Genomic DNA, 16,927 nt, shown 5'->3' with positions numbered 1-16,927 from the left:
CGCCATGATCGAACGAAAAGCCACGGCGCGCTCGAATCCGTCCGTGCGCCCGGACAGGCAAGTGCGCGCGACGGCCTCGATGGCACGAGCAGGCCTGAGCGCGCATGTCGTTGCCGTCTGCCTGCTGGCCTATCTGGCCAGCGCCCGCCTGGTGGACGCGACCGGCGTGCTGCTCCACCGCATGGGCATGACGCAGGGCGATGCCGTGGTGACCGCGAGCATGGCCGGTTTTCTGTACCTGTGGGCCATGCTCATGTGGGCCTTCTCGCGCCGGAGCGTCCTTCGTACCTGGTTGTGCGTCGGCAGCCTGGCCGGGTTGGCCGTGCTCGCGGCCTGGATGCTCGGAGGCAAGGCATGAAAGACGGATTCCGGGCCCGCATGGGCGTTCTGCACACGTGGGCCGGACTGGTCCTGAGCGCCTTGCTGTTTGCGATCTTCTGGACCGGCACGCTGTCCGTGTTCGACGAGGAGATCGATCGCTGGATGATGCCGGTCACCCGGATCGGTGTGGACGCTGCGGCCCCGCCCCTGTCGGTGGACCGCGACATCGTGCCTTTGCTGACCGAGCGCGCGCGCGGGGCTGCGGCCTGGAGCATCTTGCTGCCCAGCGAGCGCACGCCGTACCTGACGCTGGGCTACGACACCGAGGCCTCGCACATCCCCGTTCGGGACCGATTCCATCCGGTCACGCTCGAGCCGCTTGCCGCCTCGAACACCCGTGGCGCGAGCCGCTTCATCTACCCGTTCCATCACAACCTCACGCTGCGTCAGAACAATGTCGGCGCATGGGTGGTGGGCATCGCGAGCATGGGCATGCTGTGCCTGTTGATCTCCGGGGTCGTGATCCATCGCAAGCTATTCGCGGAGTTCTTCACGCTCAGGCTGCTTCGGCGGTTCGGACGGGCGAACCTGGACGTGCACAATCTGACAGGCGTCCTGCTGCTGCCTTTCACCCTTGTCATCACATTGTCGGGACTGGTCATCGCGCACCTGATCTACTTCCCGCAGGCGCCGGACGCGGTCTATGGGAATGCTGCGGCGCAGTCCGCAGCCGATACGCGGACCCGACCGATGGCCGAACGAGCCGCGCCTGGGCGGGAGGAACGCGGGGCCCCGCGAGCCGAGGAGCGACGCGCGCAGGGCCGCCCGGAGCGCTCACAGAACACCGGGCGGCGCCAGTTCATGGCCGAGGCCCAGGGGCGGCTCGCGCCGCCGGCGATCGGGCGGGCGGCCGGCGTGGCGTCGATCGACCGGATGATCGACGCTGCCGAGCGCGAATGGGGGCCGGGCACCGTCTACATGGTCCGCATCAACCAGCCCGGCGATGCCGGCGGGGTCGCCGCGCTTCGCCTGAGCAACGACGACAGCGTCACGCAGCGCCTGGACAACCGGCGCTTCTCGCTTGCCACCGGCGAGCCGCTGAAGTCGTTCCAGCCGTCGGCTGCCGTCAACGTGTGGAGCTTCATCGGCGGGATGCACTACATCCAGTTCAGCCACTGGCTGTTGCGCTGGCTGTACTTTCTCGGCGGCCTGGGCGCTTGCGCGATGATCGCCACCGGCCTGCTGCACTGGACCCAGGCGCGCAACAAGAGCAGTCGCGGTTCGCGCATCAACGTGGCGTCGATGAACATCCTGAACATTGCCTCGGTCGCCGGCATCCTCGGCGCGACCGGCGCCTTCCTTCTCGCCAACCGTGTCCTGGACAACCGGGAGCAACTGGCGGGCATCGCCAGCCGCGACGTCGAGGTTTACGCCTTCTTCGGCGTCTGGCTGCTGAGCCTGCTGCACGCGTCGTTCAGGGTGCTCAGTGCTTCACGGCGTTGCAGCCGCCCCCCAGAGGGCGCGCGTGAGCGCGTAGGAGGGGACTTTCATCTCAGGGCTTGGGCGGAGCAATGCTGGGCGATCGCCTCGCTCGCCGTGGCGGCGGTGGGCATGAACTGGATCACGACCGGCGACCATCTCGTCAAGACCGTATTCACCGACACGTATTGGCCCGTCGCAGCGGTGGACCTGAGCCTGCTGACCATGGCTGGTGTGGCCGTCTGGGCCGCCCGCAAGCTTGTCAGGCGCGAGCACGGCGACGAGCGCTCGAACGCCGCGCGGCCCGCGACGCAGGTGCGCCATGTCTGAGGCACTGTGGCTGGCGCTGGCCGCGGTGCTGAGCGTTGCCGGCATGGCCTGGCTCGCGCTGGCGATGGACGTGCACTGGGTACAGGTGATGGGCAGGCCGTCCCATGACGCCGCCGGTGTGCCCCGGCTGTTGCGTTGCATCGGCGCCGCAGCTTTGGCGCTTTCGCTGCTTGCCTGCCTGATGGCCGATGCGCCGTCCATGGCGGTGCTGGTCTGGGTGATGCTGCTTGCGGGCGCCGCGACGTCGATCGCCCTGATGCTGGCGTGGCGCGCCCCGGCCTTGCGCTTGCTGTGGCCGTGGACCCGCTCGTGAACGGCAATTGGCGTTCCGGCATGGCCGGTTGCCGCGCAATCCCTTTCTCTACGCCTGCGGCCGGCCGTCGCCCGGACATTCCCGCCTGCATCTTTCTTCACTTCCTTCAACCAACCGGACCTGACCGAACATGACATCGAAGCGTTTGCGCACTTTCCGCTGCAGGGTTGGCGTCGCTGTCCTTTCCGTGTGCGCGATGCTGATGGCACAACCTGCGCTCTGCGCGGCTCCTGGGCCCGACGGCAATCGAGGCCATCTCAACCGTCTGTTGCATGATCAGGCGGTCATCGATCATCTCGGCCTGTCCGGCGGTCAGGTACGTGCGGCGCAGGCCGTTTCCGATGTCGTCGTCGAGGATCATCGGGCAGCCTTCGGGAAGGCCTTGGCGTCGCAGGTCAAGGCGGAGCGAGTGCCTCAGGTGGCTCGGGTATTCGTTGCGGTCAACGCGGAAACGTTCGATCGACTGAAAGACGTCGTCAGTGCAGCGCAGCATGAGCGCCTGAAGCAGATCGAGATCCAGACTTTCGGGGTTCGTGCCTTCGGCCGGCCGGAGGTCATCGACGAGCTCGGCCTGACCGTCTCGCAGCAGGACGCGCTTCGATTGCTCGGAACCGACACTGGCGAGCGGCTGGCGGGCATACAGCGGTCGACGAGCCTGACGGCCGCGGAGAAGTCGCGACTGGCCGGCGAGATTCGCGGCAGTGCCCTGCGGGATGCGAGAAAACATCTGAGCGCCGAGCAGTGGGTGAAGTGGGAATTGCTGACCGGCGCCGCATTCGCACGCTGATGCGCACGCAGCGGCGCGTCGCCATGGGCGGTGGCCGCCGCTGCTGGCGCCTTGCCGGGGCGAACCGCTAGAATCGTTGCGCGGACAACGTATACAAGAAAGCGGGGGACAACCATGAAGGTATGCATCTACGGCGCCGGCGCCATCGGCGGGCTGATCGGCGGCTGGCTCGCGGCCAGCGGCGCGGCCGAGGTCAGCGCGGTGGCGCGCGGCGCGACGCTCGCAGCGCTGCAACGCGACGGCTGGCGCGTGCGCGGCGGCGATGGCGAGGAGCGGCGTGCGCCGGTGCGCGCCAGTGCCGATCCGGCCGAGCTCGGCGTGCAGGACGTGGTGGTGATCGCCGTCAAAGGGCCGGCGCTGGCGGAGGTCTCGCCGCGGCTGGCGCCGCTGCTGGGCCCGGACACCATCGTCTTGCCGGCGATGAACGGCGTGCCCTGGTGGTTCGGCGCCGGCGCGCCCGCGCTGGGCGACGCGCCGCTGGAGAGCGTCGATCCGGGCGGGCTCATCGGCCGGTCGATCGATCTCGCGCGGGTCGTGGGCTGCGTGGTGCACATCGCGGCCGCCACGTCGGCGCCCGGGCTCGTCGAGCACCGCATGGGGCGCAAGCTCATCATCGGCGAGCCCGCCGGCGGCATGTCGCCGCGCGTGGATGCCCTGGCCGGGGTGCTCGAACGCGCGGGCCTGGAGGTCGAGCGCAGTGCCGACGTGCGCCGCGCCATCTGGTACAAGCTGTGGGGCAACCTCACCATCAACCCGATCGCCGCGCTCACCGGGGCGCCCAGCGACCGCATCCTGACCGACCCGCTGGTGCGCGATTTCTGCTCGGCCGCCATGCGCGAGGCCGCCGAGATCGGCGCGCGCATCGGCTGCGCCATCGACCAGAACCCGGAAGATCGCCACAAGGTCACGCTCAGGCTCGGCTCGTTCAAGGCCTCGATGCTGCAGGACGTGGAAGCCGGCCGCCCGATCGAACTGGACGGCATCGTCGGCGTCACCCGCGAGCTGGGCCAGCGTGTCGGCGTGCCCACGCCGAGCATCGACGCGCTGCTCGGCCTCACCCGGCTGATGGGGCGCATGCGCGGCTTGTATCCGGACGCAGACGGCCCGGCCGGCAGCATCGGCTGAATCTCCGCGGCTGTTTGTTGCGTACGCAACTATCTGCTGATATATTTGCGCTCGCAACTATTACACGCATCGACGCGAGGAGACCCGCATGTCCTTCACCCCGCCCTCTTCTCTGCCGGACCACGTGCCGGTGCTGGTGGCCGGCGGCGGCCCCGTGGGGCTGACTACCGCCGCGCTGCTCGCTTCGTATGGCATCGACGTGCTGGTGATCGAGGCCGACGAAGGCTACTGCACCGGCAGCCGCGCGATCTGCATGGCGCGCCGCTCGCTCGAGATCCTGGATTGGGTCGGCGCCGGCCGGCCGGTGCTCGACAAGGGCCTGGGCTGGACGGCGGGCCGCAGCTACTTTCGCGACCGCGAGGTGCTGCGCTTCGAGATGCCGCACGACCCCACCCAGCGCTTCGATCCGATGGTCAACATCCAGCAATACTACGTCGAAGCGTATGCGCACGAGGCGGCGCAGCGGCAGGACGAGCGCGTCCAGGTGGCCTGGGGCTGCAAGGTCGGTGCGATCCGCCAGGATGCCGCCGGCGTGGACGTGACGCTCGCCACGCCGCAGGGCGAGCGGCGGGTGCGCGCCGACTGGCTGGTGGCCTGCGACGGCGGGCGCAGCACCGTGCGCGAGCAGCTCGGCCTGGCCTTCACCGGCATGCAGTACGAGGGCCGCTACGTCATCGTGGACATCGAGCAGGATTCCCGGCGCCCCACCGAGCGGCTCGCCTGGTTCGACCCGCCGTCGAACCCCGGCTCCACCATCCTGATGCATCGCCAGCCCGACAATGTCTGGCGCATCGACTACCAGATCGGCGAGGACGAGGACGCCGACGAGGCGGTCAAGCCCGAGAACGTGCTGCCGCGCGTGCAAAGTCACCTGGACATGATCGGCGAGACGGCGCCGTGGAAGCCGCTGTGGATCTCGATCTACAACGCCAAGTGCCTGACCCTGGAGCGCTATCGGCACGGCCGCGTGCTGTTCGCGGGCGACGCCGGCCACCTGGTGCCCATCTTCGGCGTGCGCGGCCTGAACTCGGGGCTGGACGATGCCGGCAACCTCGCCTGGAAGCTGGCCTGGGTGATGCGCGGCGCCGCGCCCGACAGCCTGCTCGACACCTTCAGCGAGGAGCGCGTGCACGCCACGCGCCAGAACATCGCCTACGGCGCCAAGAGTACCGAGTTCATGGCGCCGCCGAGCCACGGCTTCGCGCTGATGCGCGAGGCCGCGCTGCGTCTGGCGCTGGACGACGAGGCGGTGCGCCCGCTCATCAACCCGCGCCAGTCGTCGCCGATTTCCTATGACGGGTCGGCACTGAACGGCGCCGATGCGCTGCCCGAGGCGGGCGCCGCGTGCGCGCCCGGCATGCCCGCGCCCGAGCTGCAGCTCGGGCGCGATGGACGCACATCCCATTTGTCGCAGGCCTTCGGACGCGGCTTCGTGCTGCTTGCCGTCGATTGCCCCATGGCGACCCAGGCGATGCTCGCCGCGGCGTGCGCCACGGTCGCCGACGGCACGCAGGTGCCCGCGCCGCGTCTGGTCGCCGCGCAGGGCCCCGGCGGCGACGATCCGCGGGCCTGGCGCATCGCGCCCGGCAACGAGGGGCGCTACGGCCGGGCCGGCCCGGCCGTGTTCCTGGTGCGGCCCGACGGCTACGTACTCGGGCGCTGGCCCGCCGCGCAGGCCGACGAGGCGGTCGCCGCGCTCGCCGGCTTTCATCCCCAAGCCGCCTGACCCACGGGCCAGGTAGATTCATTCCCGGCGCCCTGCTCGCCACCCTTGGGCGGCGAGCAGGCTCCCGCCTCGCGGTGGGAACGAGACGACCGCCGGCGCCCGTCGAGGAGACCCGCATGACCGAAACCGACCTGGATAAATCCTATACTGCGCTGTCCGAAGCGATCAGCCGCGTGGGCCCGGAACGCGCCCAGCTTCTGCTCGCCATGGTGGCCTTGTCGCTGATGGCGCACGCACCGGATGCCGAGGACGTGCTCGCGCGTATCGCGCAGGCCGAAGCAAGGCTGCTGGAGGAGGCAGCCTGACACGGGGCCGTCGGCGTCCTGATCAAGAAGAATCATCAACCCCGTGGAGGGACGAACCGTGAAATTTTCCGCAATCCTGAGCGTGCTGGGCTTCGGCCTGGCCGCCGTCGCGCCCGTTGCGCAAGCCGCCGACTATCCCAGCCGCGCGATCGAATGGGTGGTGCCGTATCCCGCCGGCGGCGGCACCGACATCGTGGCGCGCACCCTGTCCGAGAAGATGGCCAAGTCGCTCGGCCAGCCCATCGTGATCGCGAACAAGCCGGGCGCGGCCACGGCCATCGGCGCGTCCTACGTCGCGCGCGCCGCGGCCGACGGCTACGTGATCGGCACGGGCGACACGGCCACGCTCGCGGCCAACCCGTTTCTCTACAGCACCCTGGCCTACGATCCGGCCGAGGATTTCGCCTCGGTCGGCCTGATGGCGCGCTTCGCCATGATCCTGGTGGTCAACCCGAGCGTACCGGCCAACACCTACGAAGAATTCCTGGCCTGGGCCAAGGACCAGAAGGACGGCGTACCCTACGGCACGCCCGGCACCGGCAGCCCGCACCACCTGGCCACGGAGCTTTTCAAGCAGCGCACCGGCCTGCCGCTCGTCCACGTGCCCTACAAGGGCGCCGCGCCGGCCGTGCAGGATGTGATGGGCGGCCAGGTGCCCTTCATGTTCGTCGACTCGGCCACCGGCCAGCAGTACATCGCCGCGGGCCGCCTGCGCGCCCTTGCCGTGGCGAGCGCCGAGCGGCTGGACAGCCTGCCCGAGACCCCGACCCTGATCGAGATGGGCCTGCCCGCGTTCGAAGCCTATGCCTGGCAAGGGATGGTCGCACCCAAGGGAACGCCCGCCGCCGCCGTCGACACGCTGGGCAAGGCGCTGCGCGCGGCGCTCGAGGACGCCGACGTGCTCGCCAAGTTCAAGTCCATGGGGCTGGACGCGACGCCGAGCACACCGCAGGAGATGGCCGACTACGCCGAGGCCGAGCGCCAGCGCTGGGGCGAGGTGATCCGTGCCGGCGGCATCAAGGTGGAGTAGCCCTAGCCCATGTCCAATCGCCGCACGTCGGATCAGGACGCCCAGGCGTCCGAGACCTTGAAGCTCGAATCCGCGCTCACGTACCGCCTGCATACCATCAACAAGCTGGGCGATCGCGACACCAATCGCGCCTACACGCAGGAGTTCGGCCTGTCGCTGGGGGAAGGGCGCTGCCTGGCCGCGATCGGCCGTTTCGAACCGGTCTCGGTGAACGATCTGGCGCGCGCGTCCAACCTCGACAAGGGCCACGCCAGCCGTTCGGCGCAGGCCCTGGTCGAGCGCGGGCTGGTGCGCAAGGCCGTCAGCGAGCAGGACGGGCGCGGCGTGGTGCTCACGCTCACGGCGTCAGGCCAGCAGACCTACGAGCAGGTGCTCACCATGATCGCCCGCCGCAACCGGGAGATTTTCGGCTGCCTGTCGGGCGAGGAGCAGGCGCGGCTCGGCGAGATGCTCGAGCGCGTCATCGCCGGGCTGCGGCAGAACGCCGGGGCTTGAATGAAGCCCACCCCTACGCGCTGACGCGCACCCCCCTCGAGGGGGGCGCGCCGGCGGATCGGCAAAGCCGGCTCCGCTGTGCCCTGGGCAGCGCCGCCGCGCGCAGGCTGAGGCGGTCGGCGCGCCTCACGCGTCGTGAACACCGCCCGCCGAGCGCTGCTGCCGCAGCCACGCCAGCGCGGCATCCAGCGCCGCCGAGGCGATGCGGTTGCGGCGCACGACGGCGCCGACCTCGCCGAACGTGAAAGCGACGTCCAGCGGCACGATGTGCAGCTCGCGCCGGGCCGCGTACTGCTCGGCCAGCCCTTGCGGCAGCACCGCCAGCAGGTCGGTCTGGCGCACCAGCTCCAGGTTGGCGAGCGTCGAGTTGGAATGCACCCTGCCGGGCGGCAGCGCGACGTCGGCTTGCCGGAACAGCTCTTCCAGGCGTTCGCGCAGGACGGTGTCCGGCGGCGGCAGTATCCATCCGCAGGCGGCCAACTGCGCCGGGTGGGCGCGGGCCAGGCGGGCGAGGGCATGGCCCGGCCGGCAGACCACTACGATGGGATCGGCGCGTACCGGATACTCCAGCAGCTCGTCCTCCGGCGGACGCGGCGCCATGCGGCCCAGCACCAGGTCGAGCGAGCCTCGGCGCAGCGCGTCGATGAGTTCGTGCAGGCCGTCCTCGGTCAGTACGACCTGCAAGGCGGGATCGGTCCGCAGCAGGGCCTGCAGCAGGCGCGGCGCCAGCGTCGACGCCGTCGAAGGCAGGACGCCGACCCTCAGCGTGTGCGTCGCCTGCGCATGCAGCGCGGCCAGCTCGGCCGCGGTGCGCTCGCCGATGCCCAGCAGGTGGCGGGCGTAGGCCGTCATGACCTCGCCCGCCGGCGTGGCGCGCATGCCCTGGGCCGAGCGCACGAAGAGCGCGAGCCCCACCATGTGCTCGATCTGCGCCAGGGCCCGCGAGGCCGCCGGCTGGGTCATGTGCGCCCGGTCGGCGGCCCGCCCCAGGTGCTGCTCCTCCGCCAGCGCAACCAGCAGCTCGGCCTGCCGTGGTTTCAGGTGCGTGCGAAAGCCCTGTGCAACGGTGGGAGGAAGAGGCATGGGCGCGTCGGGCGTGATGCGGGTTTCGTCATGGGGCCTTGAGTTTATTTCATCGTCCGGGGTGCGGGGAGGCGACATACTGCACACGCCAATCCGGCCCTCGAGCCGCTGAGAAAGGAAGGAGACTCCATGAAATTCCGCAAGATCCTGGCCATGCTCGCCGCAGGCTGTGCCCTGACGGTCATGCATCCGTCGTTCGCCCAGTCGTATCCCGGCCGTCCCATCCAGCTCGTCGTTCCGTTCTCGCCGGGCGGCGCGGTGGACCTGCTCGCGCGCCTGGTGTCCCAGCGCCTGTCCGAGGATGGCAAGTACGCGATCGTGGTGGAGAACAAGCCGGGGGCAGGCGGCAACATCGCGGCCGCGCAGGTCGCTCGCGCACCGGCCGACGGCTATACGCTGCTGATGGGCACCAGCAACACGCATGGCATCAACTCGTATATCTACGGCAAGCTGCCGTACGACCCGATCAAGGATTTCGTGCCCGTGGGCATGGTCGCCGAGAACATCGTCGTGCTGCTTGCCGGCAAGGCCTTCCCGGCCGAGGACCTGACCGGCGCGGTGCAGGCCATGAAGGAGCACCCCGGCAAGTTCGTCTACGCCTCGCCCGGCCAGGGCACGGTGCATCATCTCGCTATGGCGCTGCTCGCCCACGGCGCGGGGCTGGACGTCGTGCATGCGCCCTACAAGGGCGCCGGCCCGGCGATGACCGACCTGGTGGCGGGCCACGTCCCGTTGATGATCGGTGGAATCGCGCCGGCCCGTCCGTTCATCGAAAGCGGACAGGTCAAGGTGCTCGGCCAGGCGAACGCCGAGCGCTTCGACGCATTGCCCGAGGCGCAGCGCTTCGACGACGTGGCCAAGGGCGCGAGCGTGAACTCGTGGATCGGGCTGTTCGCGCCCGCCGGCACGCCGCCCGCCGTCGTCGAGCAACTGAACGCGGACCTGAACCGCGTCCTTGCCGACGCCGCGTTCCAGTCCGAGCTGGCAATCCAGGGCATGGTCGCCAAGCCCACGTCGCCCTCGGAATTCGGCGGCGTGATCGAGCGCGACATGGCCGTCTGGAAAAGCGCCGTCGAGATGTCCGGAGCCCGGGAATGACGGGCAAGCGCACCAATTTCCTGCTGTTCGTCACCGACCAGCAGCGTGCCGACCATATCGGCGCCTATGGCAACGGTGTGGTCGCCACCCCGAACCTGGATGCGCTTGCGGCCCGAGGGTGGCGCTTCGGCAATGCCCACGTGGCCACGCCGATCTGCATGCCGAACCGGGCCAGCCTGATGACCGGCCGCTACCCGTCCGCGCACGGCGCCCGGCACAACGGCATCCCGCTGTCGCTGACCAGCAATACTTTCGTGGACACGCTGCGCCGCGCAGGCTACCGCACGACGCTGGTGGGCAAGGCCCATCTGCAGAACATGACCGATATCCCGCCGTCGTGGCCGGTCGATCCGGCTTGCCGGCTGCCTGCCGAGGCGAGGAGCGCGCCGCCGGGCCGCTACGACCAGGAGAATCGCAACAAGTGGCTGACCGACGACGCCCACGGCCTGGACTATCCGTTCTACGGCTTCGAGCAGGTGGATCTGGTCGATGACCACAGCGACCTCGTGCACGGCGACTACCGGCGCTGGCTGCGGCGGTGCCACCCCGGCGCGGAAACCCTCATCGGACCGGAGCACGCACTGCCCGCGCCCGAGTACGAACTCACCCGCATCCACCAGGCGTGGCGCACGCGCCTGCCCGAGGAGCTCTATCCCACGACCTACATCGCCGAACGCACGATCGAACAACTGCGCAGCAGCGCCGGGCGCGGCGAGCCCTTCTTCCTGCAATGCTCGTTTCCGGACCCGCATCACCCGTTCACGCCGCCGGGGCGCTTCTGGGACATGTACCGCCCCGAGGACATGCCGCTGCCGCCGTCGTTCCACGCGCCGGGCGAACCGCCGCCGCACGTGCGCTGGCTGCACGAGCAGCGGGACCGCGGCACCGCGGTGCGCCATACGCCGGCGCTGTTCGCGTGCACGGAACGCGAGGCGCGCGAAGCGATCGCCCTCAACTACGGCGCCATCAGCCACATCGACGAGCAGATCGGCCGCGTGCTGGCCGAGCTGCGCGCGCTCGGGCTGGAGGACGACACCGTGGTGATCTTCACGAGCGATCACGGCGACTACCTGGGCGAGCACCAGTTGCTGTTGAAGGGTCCCATCCACTATCGCGGCCTCACGCGCGTGCCGCTGATCTGGAGCGAGCCGCGCTGCGCCGGCGGTGGCGTGGTCGAGGATGCCCTGCTCAGCACGATCGACCTCGCCACCAGTATCCTCGATCGCGCCGGCGTGCCTCGCTACAACGGCATGCAGGGCGTGGACCTGTCGTCATGGATGCACCCGGGCCGCGTGCCCGAGGCGCGGGAAGCGCTCATGATCGAAGAGGAGGGCCAGCGGGTGATCCTGGGCTTTCAGAGCCGCATCCGCTGCCGCACGCTGCTGAGCGAGGGCTGGCGCATGACGGTCTACGACGGCGCGCCCTGGGGCGAACTCTACGACCTCGCCAGCGACCCGATCGAAGCGTGCAACCGGTGGGACGATGCGGGCGCACGGACCGTGCGCGCCCGCATGATGGAGCGGCTCTGCCGGAGCATGCTCGAACACGTGGATACCAGCCCGTATCCCGACGCGCTGGCCTGAGCGGCCGGCATGCCCGGCCGGCGTGCCGGCCGCAGGCCCTTCAGATACGTCCCGGCTGATCCGGATTGGCGAGCGCCTGGCGCACCATCTCGATGGCCTGCTGGCGCACCCGGTCGGGGTCGACGGCCGCGTCCTCCGCGAAGAGTATCGACACGATGCCGCGCAGCATGCCCGCGATCACGGTGGCTTGCGCGACGGGGTCGATCTCCGGGCGGATTTCTCCGCTCTGGATGCCCGCGCGCAACTGCATCTCCAGAAAGCCCGTGGTCGTGCGGTTCAGGGCCTGCACGTCGGCGAGCAGTACGCCGCGCGTCACCGTCGCTTCGGTGAGGATGGCGTGAAAAGCCCGGCCCGGCGAGTTGCGGTCGGCCGACGAGGCGTTCAGCAGATACAGGTCGATGGTCTTCAGGATGGCGTCCAGGCCGGCCCTGGGCTTGGGCGTGCGGTTCGCATTCGCTTCGGAAAAACGGTTGCGCAGGTAGGTGGCCAGGGCGCGCAGCAGGCCTTCCTTGTTGCCGAAGTGGTGCGCGGGCAGGCCGCGGCTGTAGCCTGCCCGCTCGCCGACTTCGCCCAGCGTCAGGCCGGCGACGCCTTTGAGCGTGACGAGTTCCATGGCCGCCTTGAGCAAGCGCTCCTCGGCTTCCTCGCGGCGTTCCTGCTGGGTGCGGCGGCGTCGGATCGGTGATGCTGTGGTCATGTGATCTGGCTTTCGTACGGCGAGCCAGCATTGTGCATCATGCTGTGTCGCAACTCAGTTTTTTTGTCGGACCCCTCTATCGCTTTGCCGCCGAGGCCGCTAATATACTTACTAAATAACAAGTAAGTTGAAGAACGCTTCCGGAGAAGACATCTTGAGCACTCTCAAGCATCCCACGCTGTATGCGGCGCAGGCCGAGTCGGCCCCCGGTGCGCGCGCGGTACTGCTGGCCGTGCGTTGCACCTGCGGCCATGTCGCGTTTCCGCCCCAGGCCTATGGCTGCGAGCGCTGCGGGCGCGATGGCGACGCGCTCACGATCGGCCGGCTCGACGGCGCCGGCAGGCTGCTCGCGTCGGCGCGGGTACACCTGCATGCGGCGGACTATCCCAAGGCGCCGTTCACCGTGGTCGAGGTCGCCCTCGACGACGGGCCGGTGGTGCGCGCGCTGCTGGCGGGAGACGGCGGCGACGTACGGCTGCCCGCCGGCACGCCCATGCAGGCCTGCCTCGGCGAGGATATGGACGCCGGGCAGACGAGCCTGGACCTGCGCTTCGTGCCCGTGGGCGAGGTGCGCCATGGCTAAGAAGCTCGGAGATCTGCGCCCGGTCTATGTGGTCGGGATCGGCTGGCACCGCTACCAGGACGCCAGCGACACGCCGTACGTCGCACTCGGCCTGGCGTCCATCCGCGAGGCGCTGGCCGATGCCGGCGTGGCCTGGCCGGAGGTGGAGAGCAGCTACGTGGCCACGGCCCTGCTCGGCATGGCCTGCGGCCGTCCGATGCTGCGCCATCTGGGCGCGAGCGGCGGCTCCCTGCTGCACATCGAAAATGCATCGGCCTCCGGCTCCACGGCGTTTCGCCATGCCTGCATGGAAGTGGGCGCCGGCCTGTCCGACGTTGCGCTGGCCGTGGGCGTGGACAAGCCCGCCAAGGTGGTGCGCGGCGAGAGCCAGGCGGGCATCGCCTCGCTGGCCGGCCGCGCCATCGTCCCCTTCACCCACTTTGCCCTGCTCACCGACGCCTACATGCAAAGGCACGGCGTGGGCATCGAGGACATCGCCAGGGTGGCGGTGAAGAATCACCACAACGGCGCACGCAATCCCAACGCCCAGCGCCAGCGCACCCGCACCCTGGACGAGGTGCTGGGCGGGCGCCGCGTGTCGGGCGAACTCACGCCGCTGCAGTGCTGCCCGGTGGGCGAGGGCGCGGCCGCGGTCATCGTGGCCTCCGAGGAGGGCATCCGGTGCCTGGGCATCGATCCCGGCCGCGCCGTCCGGGTGCTGTCCTCGGCGGCGCGCAGCGAGCGGGTCTATCCGGCGGGGCGCGGCTTCGACGCCGAGCTGACGCGCGAGACCTGCGCGATGGCGCTGGAGGAGGCCGGCGTGGCGCCGGGCGCGCTGGACATCGTCGAGCTGCACGACGCCTTCACCGTCGAGGAGCTGCACTATGTGGAAGGCATGGGCATCTGCCCCGAGGGGCAGGCGGCGCATCTGCTGCGCGAAGGCGCGTTCGACATCGGCGGCAGGGTGGCGGTCAACCCTTCCGGCGGGCTGATCGCCATGGGGCATCCCATCGGCCCCACCGGGATCGGGCAGATCGGCGAGATCGTGCTGCAGTTGCGCGGCGAAGCGGGCGATCGCCAGCATGCGGGCGCGCGTACCGGGCTGGCCCACATGGTGGGCGTGGGCGCGGTGTGCTACGCCCACGTGCTCCAGGCCTGAACTGCCGAGACCGAACCGTACTTCCCCTATTACTTGTTATACAGCAAATAAATAACATCGGACCATCGATCGTCGGATCAGGGCCGAGGGAGACCACCATGCTGAACCTGCCCGAAGAAACCGTGGCCCTGCAGGACCTCACGCGGCGCCTGGTCCGCGAGTACCAGATGCCGCTGGAGACGCGCATGCTGCGCGGCGAAAAGCTCTTGGCGGCGGATTACCTGCCCGGCACCCAGGCGGCCCGGGAGGCGGGGCTGTGGGGCTTGGCGCTGCCCGAGGAGTACGGCGGGGCCCATCTCTCCACTGTCGATCAGATGGCCATCGTGGAGGAGAACTTCCGTTGCCTGGCGCCCCTGCGCTTCGGCGGCGCGGCGCTGTCGCCGCTGTTCAACGGTACGCCCGGCCAGAAGGAAAAATTCCTCTTCCCGGTGCTCGAAGGCCGGATGAAGTACGCCTTCGCGCAGACCGAGCCCGGCGGCGGCGGCGACCCCGGCGGGGCCATCCGCACGCAGGCGCGCCGCCAGGGCGCCGGCTGGGTCATCAACGGCACCAAGGTCTTCATCTCGCATGTCGCCGAGGCCGACTACATCTTCGTGGTGGCGGTCACCGACAGCGAGCTGCGCCAGCGCGGCGGCATCTCCATGTTCGCGGTCGAGCGCGGCAACCCGGGCCTGAAGATCGCCCGCGAGATTCCGGTGCTCGGCGGCATGATCGTCCACGAGCTGTTCTTCGACGACTGCTACGTGCCTGACGAGGACCTGATCGGCGGGGAAGGCGGAGGCTTTCGCAACGCACAGATCGCATTGAGCGTGGCCCGCTTCGCGGTGGGCGCGCGGGCGCTGGGCATCGCCCAGCGCGCCTACGAGATGATGGTCGGGTATGCCCGCCAGCGCCACACCTTCGGCAAGCCGCTGGCCGAGCGCCAGGCCGTGCAGGGCATGATCGTGGACTCCTGGATGGAGATCCACCAGGCGCGCCTGGCCCTCTACAACGCGGCACAACGCAACGACCGGGGCTACGACACTCGGGTCGAGGCCGGCATGATCAAGATGCTCGGCACCGAGGTGGTCGGGCGCGTGCTCGATCGCGCGATCCAGGTGCACGGCGCGGCCGGCGTGTCGCTGGACAACCCCCTGGCGCACTGGTACGACTCTCAGCGCCTGGCGCGCATCTACGAAGGCCCGACCGAAGTCCACAAGTACCACGTGCTGGCGCGGCACCTGCTCGCCGCCTGAGGAGGATCGCATGTCCCTGCAAATGGAATCGCCGCCTGTGGCGGCCCCGGCGGGTACGCTGGAGCACTGGGCCAAGGTCAAGCCCGACGCCGTGGTGCTGATCGAGCGCGAGCGCCAGATCACCTGGGGCGAGTTGAACGAACTGGCCGACCGCCTCGCCACCGCGCTGGCCGCGCATGGCGTGAGCGCCGGCGACATCGTCGCCGTGCGCACCCGGGTGCGCAGCGAGTGGCCGGTCATCGTGAGCGCCATCGCCAAGCTGGGCGCCAGCCTGCTCGGGGTGAACTTTCGGCTCACGCCCTCGGAGGTGCGCTTCGTCCTGGAGGACAGCGGCGCCGTGGCCCTGATCGCCGACGATGCCGATCTCGCGCCCCTGGCGGCGCTACCGGGAGAACTCGGGCTCAAGCTGGCCGCCGGCATCGATGCGCCCGCCCCCGGCTTCGTGCCGTACGCCTCGCTGCTGCAGACCGCGCCACGCCGCTGGCAGAGCGGCGGCGAAGCCCCGCTGGTGGTCTATACCTCCGGCACCACCGGCAAGCCCAAGGGTGTGGTGATGCACCATCGCCGCGCCGACGCCGGCCCCGAACTGCTCGCGTACCTGGCCGACATGAGCAAGGGCTATCGCAGCTACGACGAGGACACGGCGGTGCTGGTGAGCATGCCCCTGCACCACGGCTCGGGCCCCGGGCAGATCCGCAACGGCCTGCGCGCCGGCGCGCGCATCGTGCTGCAGCCGCGGTTCGACGCCGAGGACGTGCTGCGCCTGGTCGAGCGCCACCGCGTCACGCACTGGACCGGCGTGCCCACCATGTACAAGCGCATCGCGGCATTGCCGGCCGAGGTGCTCGGCCGCTACGACGTGTCTTCGCTGCGCTCGCTGGGCATCGGCGCGGCGCCCGTGCCGATGCCGCTCAAGCAATGGATCATCCGGCACTTCGGCCCGATCCTGGCCGAGGGCTACGGCTCCACCGAGACCGGCATGATCACCGCCCTCGCGCCCGACATGCAGCTCGTCAAGGCGGGTTCGAGCGGGCTGCCCCATCCGCACGTGCACGTCGAGATCCGCGACGGCGACGGCGCGGCGCTGCCCACGGGCGAGATGGGCGAGATCTGGGCCCGCACCCCGGTGGTCATCCGGCAGTACCTGAACCGTCCGCCGCTGGGCCCGGACGTGCTCGACGAGCGCGGCTACTTCCGCACCGGCGACATGGGCCGGCTGGACGAGGACGGCTATCTCTACATCACCGACCGCGCCAAGGACATGATCATCTCGGGCGGCGTGAACATCTATCCGGCCGAGATCGAATCCGTGCTGCTCACGCACCCGGCCGTGCAGGACGCCGCCGTCATCGGCGTGCCGGACGCCGAGTTCGGCGAATCGGTCAAGGCGTTCTGCGAGATCAAGCCGGGCCACACGGCCAGCGTCGCCGAATTGCTGGCGCATTGCGCCACCGACCTGGCTTCCTACAAACGCCCCAGGGCCCTGGACATCGTCGAGGAGCTGCCCCGCAACGCGATGGGCAAGCTGCTCAAGCGGGAACTGCGCCAACCCTATTGGCAAACACAGGAGAGGAACGTATGAGCGAGATTCTGGATCTG

The 16,927-nt window shown here is 69.8% G+C and carries 17 protein-coding genes; 15 read left to right on the top strand and 2 right to left on the bottom strand.

Features of this window, described 5'->3' with window-relative positions; translation table 11 throughout:
- Positions 1 to 4 precede the first annotated feature (4 nt).
- From FOZ76_RS00635 to FOZ76_RS00595, 9 genes are all read left to right on the top strand, one after another.
- Positions 5 to 358, top strand: a complete 354-nt coding sequence (locus FOZ76_RS00635; protein WP_143946177.1) for a hypothetical protein — start codon at positions 5 to 7, stop codon at positions 356 to 358.
- Complete coding sequence (locus tag FOZ76_RS00630) at positions 355 to 2,130, top strand: PepSY-associated TM helix domain-containing protein (protein WP_143946176.1); 1,776 nt, start codon at positions 355 to 357, stop codon at positions 2,128 to 2,130. The genes FOZ76_RS00635 and FOZ76_RS00630 overlap by 4 nt, the downstream gene beginning before the upstream one ends.
- On the top strand, positions 2,123 to 2,443 hold the full coding sequence (locus FOZ76_RS00625; protein WP_143946175.1) for a DUF3325 family protein: 321 nt from the start codon (positions 2,123 to 2,125) through the stop codon (positions 2,441 to 2,443). Before FOZ76_RS00630 ends, FOZ76_RS00625 begins: the two co-directional genes overlap by 8 nt.
- Positions 2,444 to 2,573: 130 nt before the next feature.
- A complete protein-coding gene (locus FOZ76_RS00620) occupies positions 2,574 to 3,230 on the top strand; it encodes a hypothetical protein (RefSeq protein ID WP_143946174.1) in 657 nt (218 codons plus the stop codon).
- Between the two features lie 114 nt (positions 3,231 to 3,344).
- Complete coding sequence (locus FOZ76_RS00615; RefSeq protein WP_143946173.1) at positions 3,345 to 4,355, top strand: 2-dehydropantoate 2-reductase; 1,011 nt, start codon at positions 3,345 to 3,347, stop codon at positions 4,353 to 4,355.
- Between the two features lie 88 nt (positions 4,356 to 4,443).
- Positions 4,444 to 6,081 (top strand): FAD-dependent oxidoreductase, encoded by a 1,638-nt coding sequence (locus FOZ76_RS00610; protein ID WP_143946172.1) that lies wholly within the window; start codon positions 4,444 to 4,446, stop codon positions 6,079 to 6,081.
- 116 nt (positions 6,082 to 6,197) lie between these two features.
- Positions 6,198 to 6,386, top strand: a complete 189-nt coding sequence (locus FOZ76_RS00605) for a hypothetical protein (RefSeq protein WP_143946171.1) — start codon at positions 6,198 to 6,200, stop codon at positions 6,384 to 6,386.
- Positions 6,387 to 6,444: 58 nt separating this feature from the next.
- Positions 6,445 to 7,416 carry a Bug family tripartite tricarboxylate transporter substrate binding protein gene (locus FOZ76_RS00600; RefSeq protein WP_246129231.1) on the top strand — a complete coding sequence of 324 codons (972 nt, stop codon included), beginning with the start codon at positions 6,445 to 6,447 and terminating at the stop codon, positions 7,414 to 7,416.
- 9 nt (positions 7,417 to 7,425) lie between these two features.
- Positions 7,426 to 7,911, top strand: coding sequence for a MarR family winged helix-turn-helix transcriptional regulator (locus FOZ76_RS00595; protein ID WP_143946169.1), 486 nt, complete (start codon positions 7,426 to 7,428; stop codon positions 7,909 to 7,911).
- Between the two features lie 126 nt (positions 7,912 to 8,037).
- On the opposite strand, the gene FOZ76_RS00590 is transcribed toward FOZ76_RS00595, so the two are convergent.
- Complete coding sequence (locus tag FOZ76_RS00590) at positions 8,038 to 8,994, bottom strand: LysR family transcriptional regulator (protein ID WP_170235238.1); 957 nt, start codon at positions 8,992 to 8,994, stop codon at positions 8,038 to 8,040.
- A 129-nt stretch (positions 8,995 to 9,123) separates the two neighbouring features.
- On the opposite strand from FOZ76_RS00590, the gene FOZ76_RS00585 reads away from it, so the two are divergent.
- Together FOZ76_RS00585 and FOZ76_RS00580 are read left to right on the top strand one after the other, a co-directional pair.
- Positions 9,124 to 10,092: a Bug family tripartite tricarboxylate transporter substrate binding protein gene (locus FOZ76_RS00585; protein WP_246129230.1), complete on the top strand. Its 969-nt coding sequence runs from the start codon at positions 9,124 to 9,126 to the stop codon at positions 10,090 to 10,092.
- Entirely contained in the window at positions 10,089 to 11,675 is a 1,587-nt protein-coding gene (locus tag FOZ76_RS00580; protein WP_143946167.1) for a sulfatase family protein, read from the top strand. The genes FOZ76_RS00585 and FOZ76_RS00580 overlap by 4 nt, the downstream gene beginning before the upstream one ends.
- Positions 11,676 to 11,715: 40 nt before the next feature.
- Here FOZ76_RS00580 and FOZ76_RS00575 read toward each other — a convergent pair whose 3' ends face one another.
- The gene (locus tag FOZ76_RS00575; protein WP_143946166.1) at positions 11,716 to 12,372 is read right to left on the bottom strand and encodes a TetR/AcrR family transcriptional regulator; all 657 of its coding nucleotides are present in this window, start codon (positions 12,370 to 12,372) and stop codon (positions 11,716 to 11,718) included.
- 154 nt (positions 12,373 to 12,526) lie between these two features.
- Here FOZ76_RS00575 and FOZ76_RS00570 point away from each other — a divergent pair, with 154 nt between their 5' ends.
- The 4 genes from FOZ76_RS00570 to FOZ76_RS00555 all read left to right on the top strand — a co-directional run bounded on the left by FOZ76_RS00570 (position 12,527) and on the right by FOZ76_RS00555 (position 16,910).
- Complete coding sequence (locus tag FOZ76_RS00570) at positions 12,527 to 12,955, top strand: Zn-ribbon domain-containing OB-fold protein (protein ID WP_143946165.1); 429 nt, start codon at positions 12,527 to 12,529, stop codon at positions 12,953 to 12,955.
- Positions 12,948 to 14,093 carry a thiolase family protein gene (locus tag FOZ76_RS00565; protein WP_143946164.1) on the top strand — a complete coding sequence of 382 codons (1,146 nt, stop codon included), beginning with the start codon at positions 12,948 to 12,950 and terminating at the stop codon, positions 14,091 to 14,093. Before FOZ76_RS00570 ends, FOZ76_RS00565 begins: the two co-directional genes overlap by 8 nt.
- Positions 14,094 to 14,191: 98 nt before the next feature.
- On the top strand, positions 14,192 to 15,328 hold the full coding sequence (locus FOZ76_RS00560) for an acyl-CoA dehydrogenase family protein (RefSeq protein ID WP_143946163.1): 1,137 nt from the start codon (positions 14,192 to 14,194) through the stop codon (positions 15,326 to 15,328).
- A gap of 10 nt (positions 15,329 to 15,338) precedes the next feature.
- On the top strand, positions 15,339 to 16,910 hold the full coding sequence (locus tag FOZ76_RS00555; RefSeq protein ID WP_246129229.1) for a class I adenylate-forming enzyme family protein: 1,572 nt from the start codon (positions 15,339 to 15,341) through the stop codon (positions 16,908 to 16,910).
- Positions 16,911 to 16,927: the final 17 nt, after the last annotated feature.

This window comes from Verticiella sediminum, from assembly GCF_007558815.1.
In the GTDB taxonomy this organism is placed as follows: Bacteria; Pseudomonadota; Gammaproteobacteria; order Burkholderiales; family Burkholderiaceae_B; genus Verticiella; species Verticiella sediminum.
The sequence above is the reverse complement of the archived record's forward strand: the minus strand, read 5'-3'. Positions and strand labels throughout refer to the sequence as shown.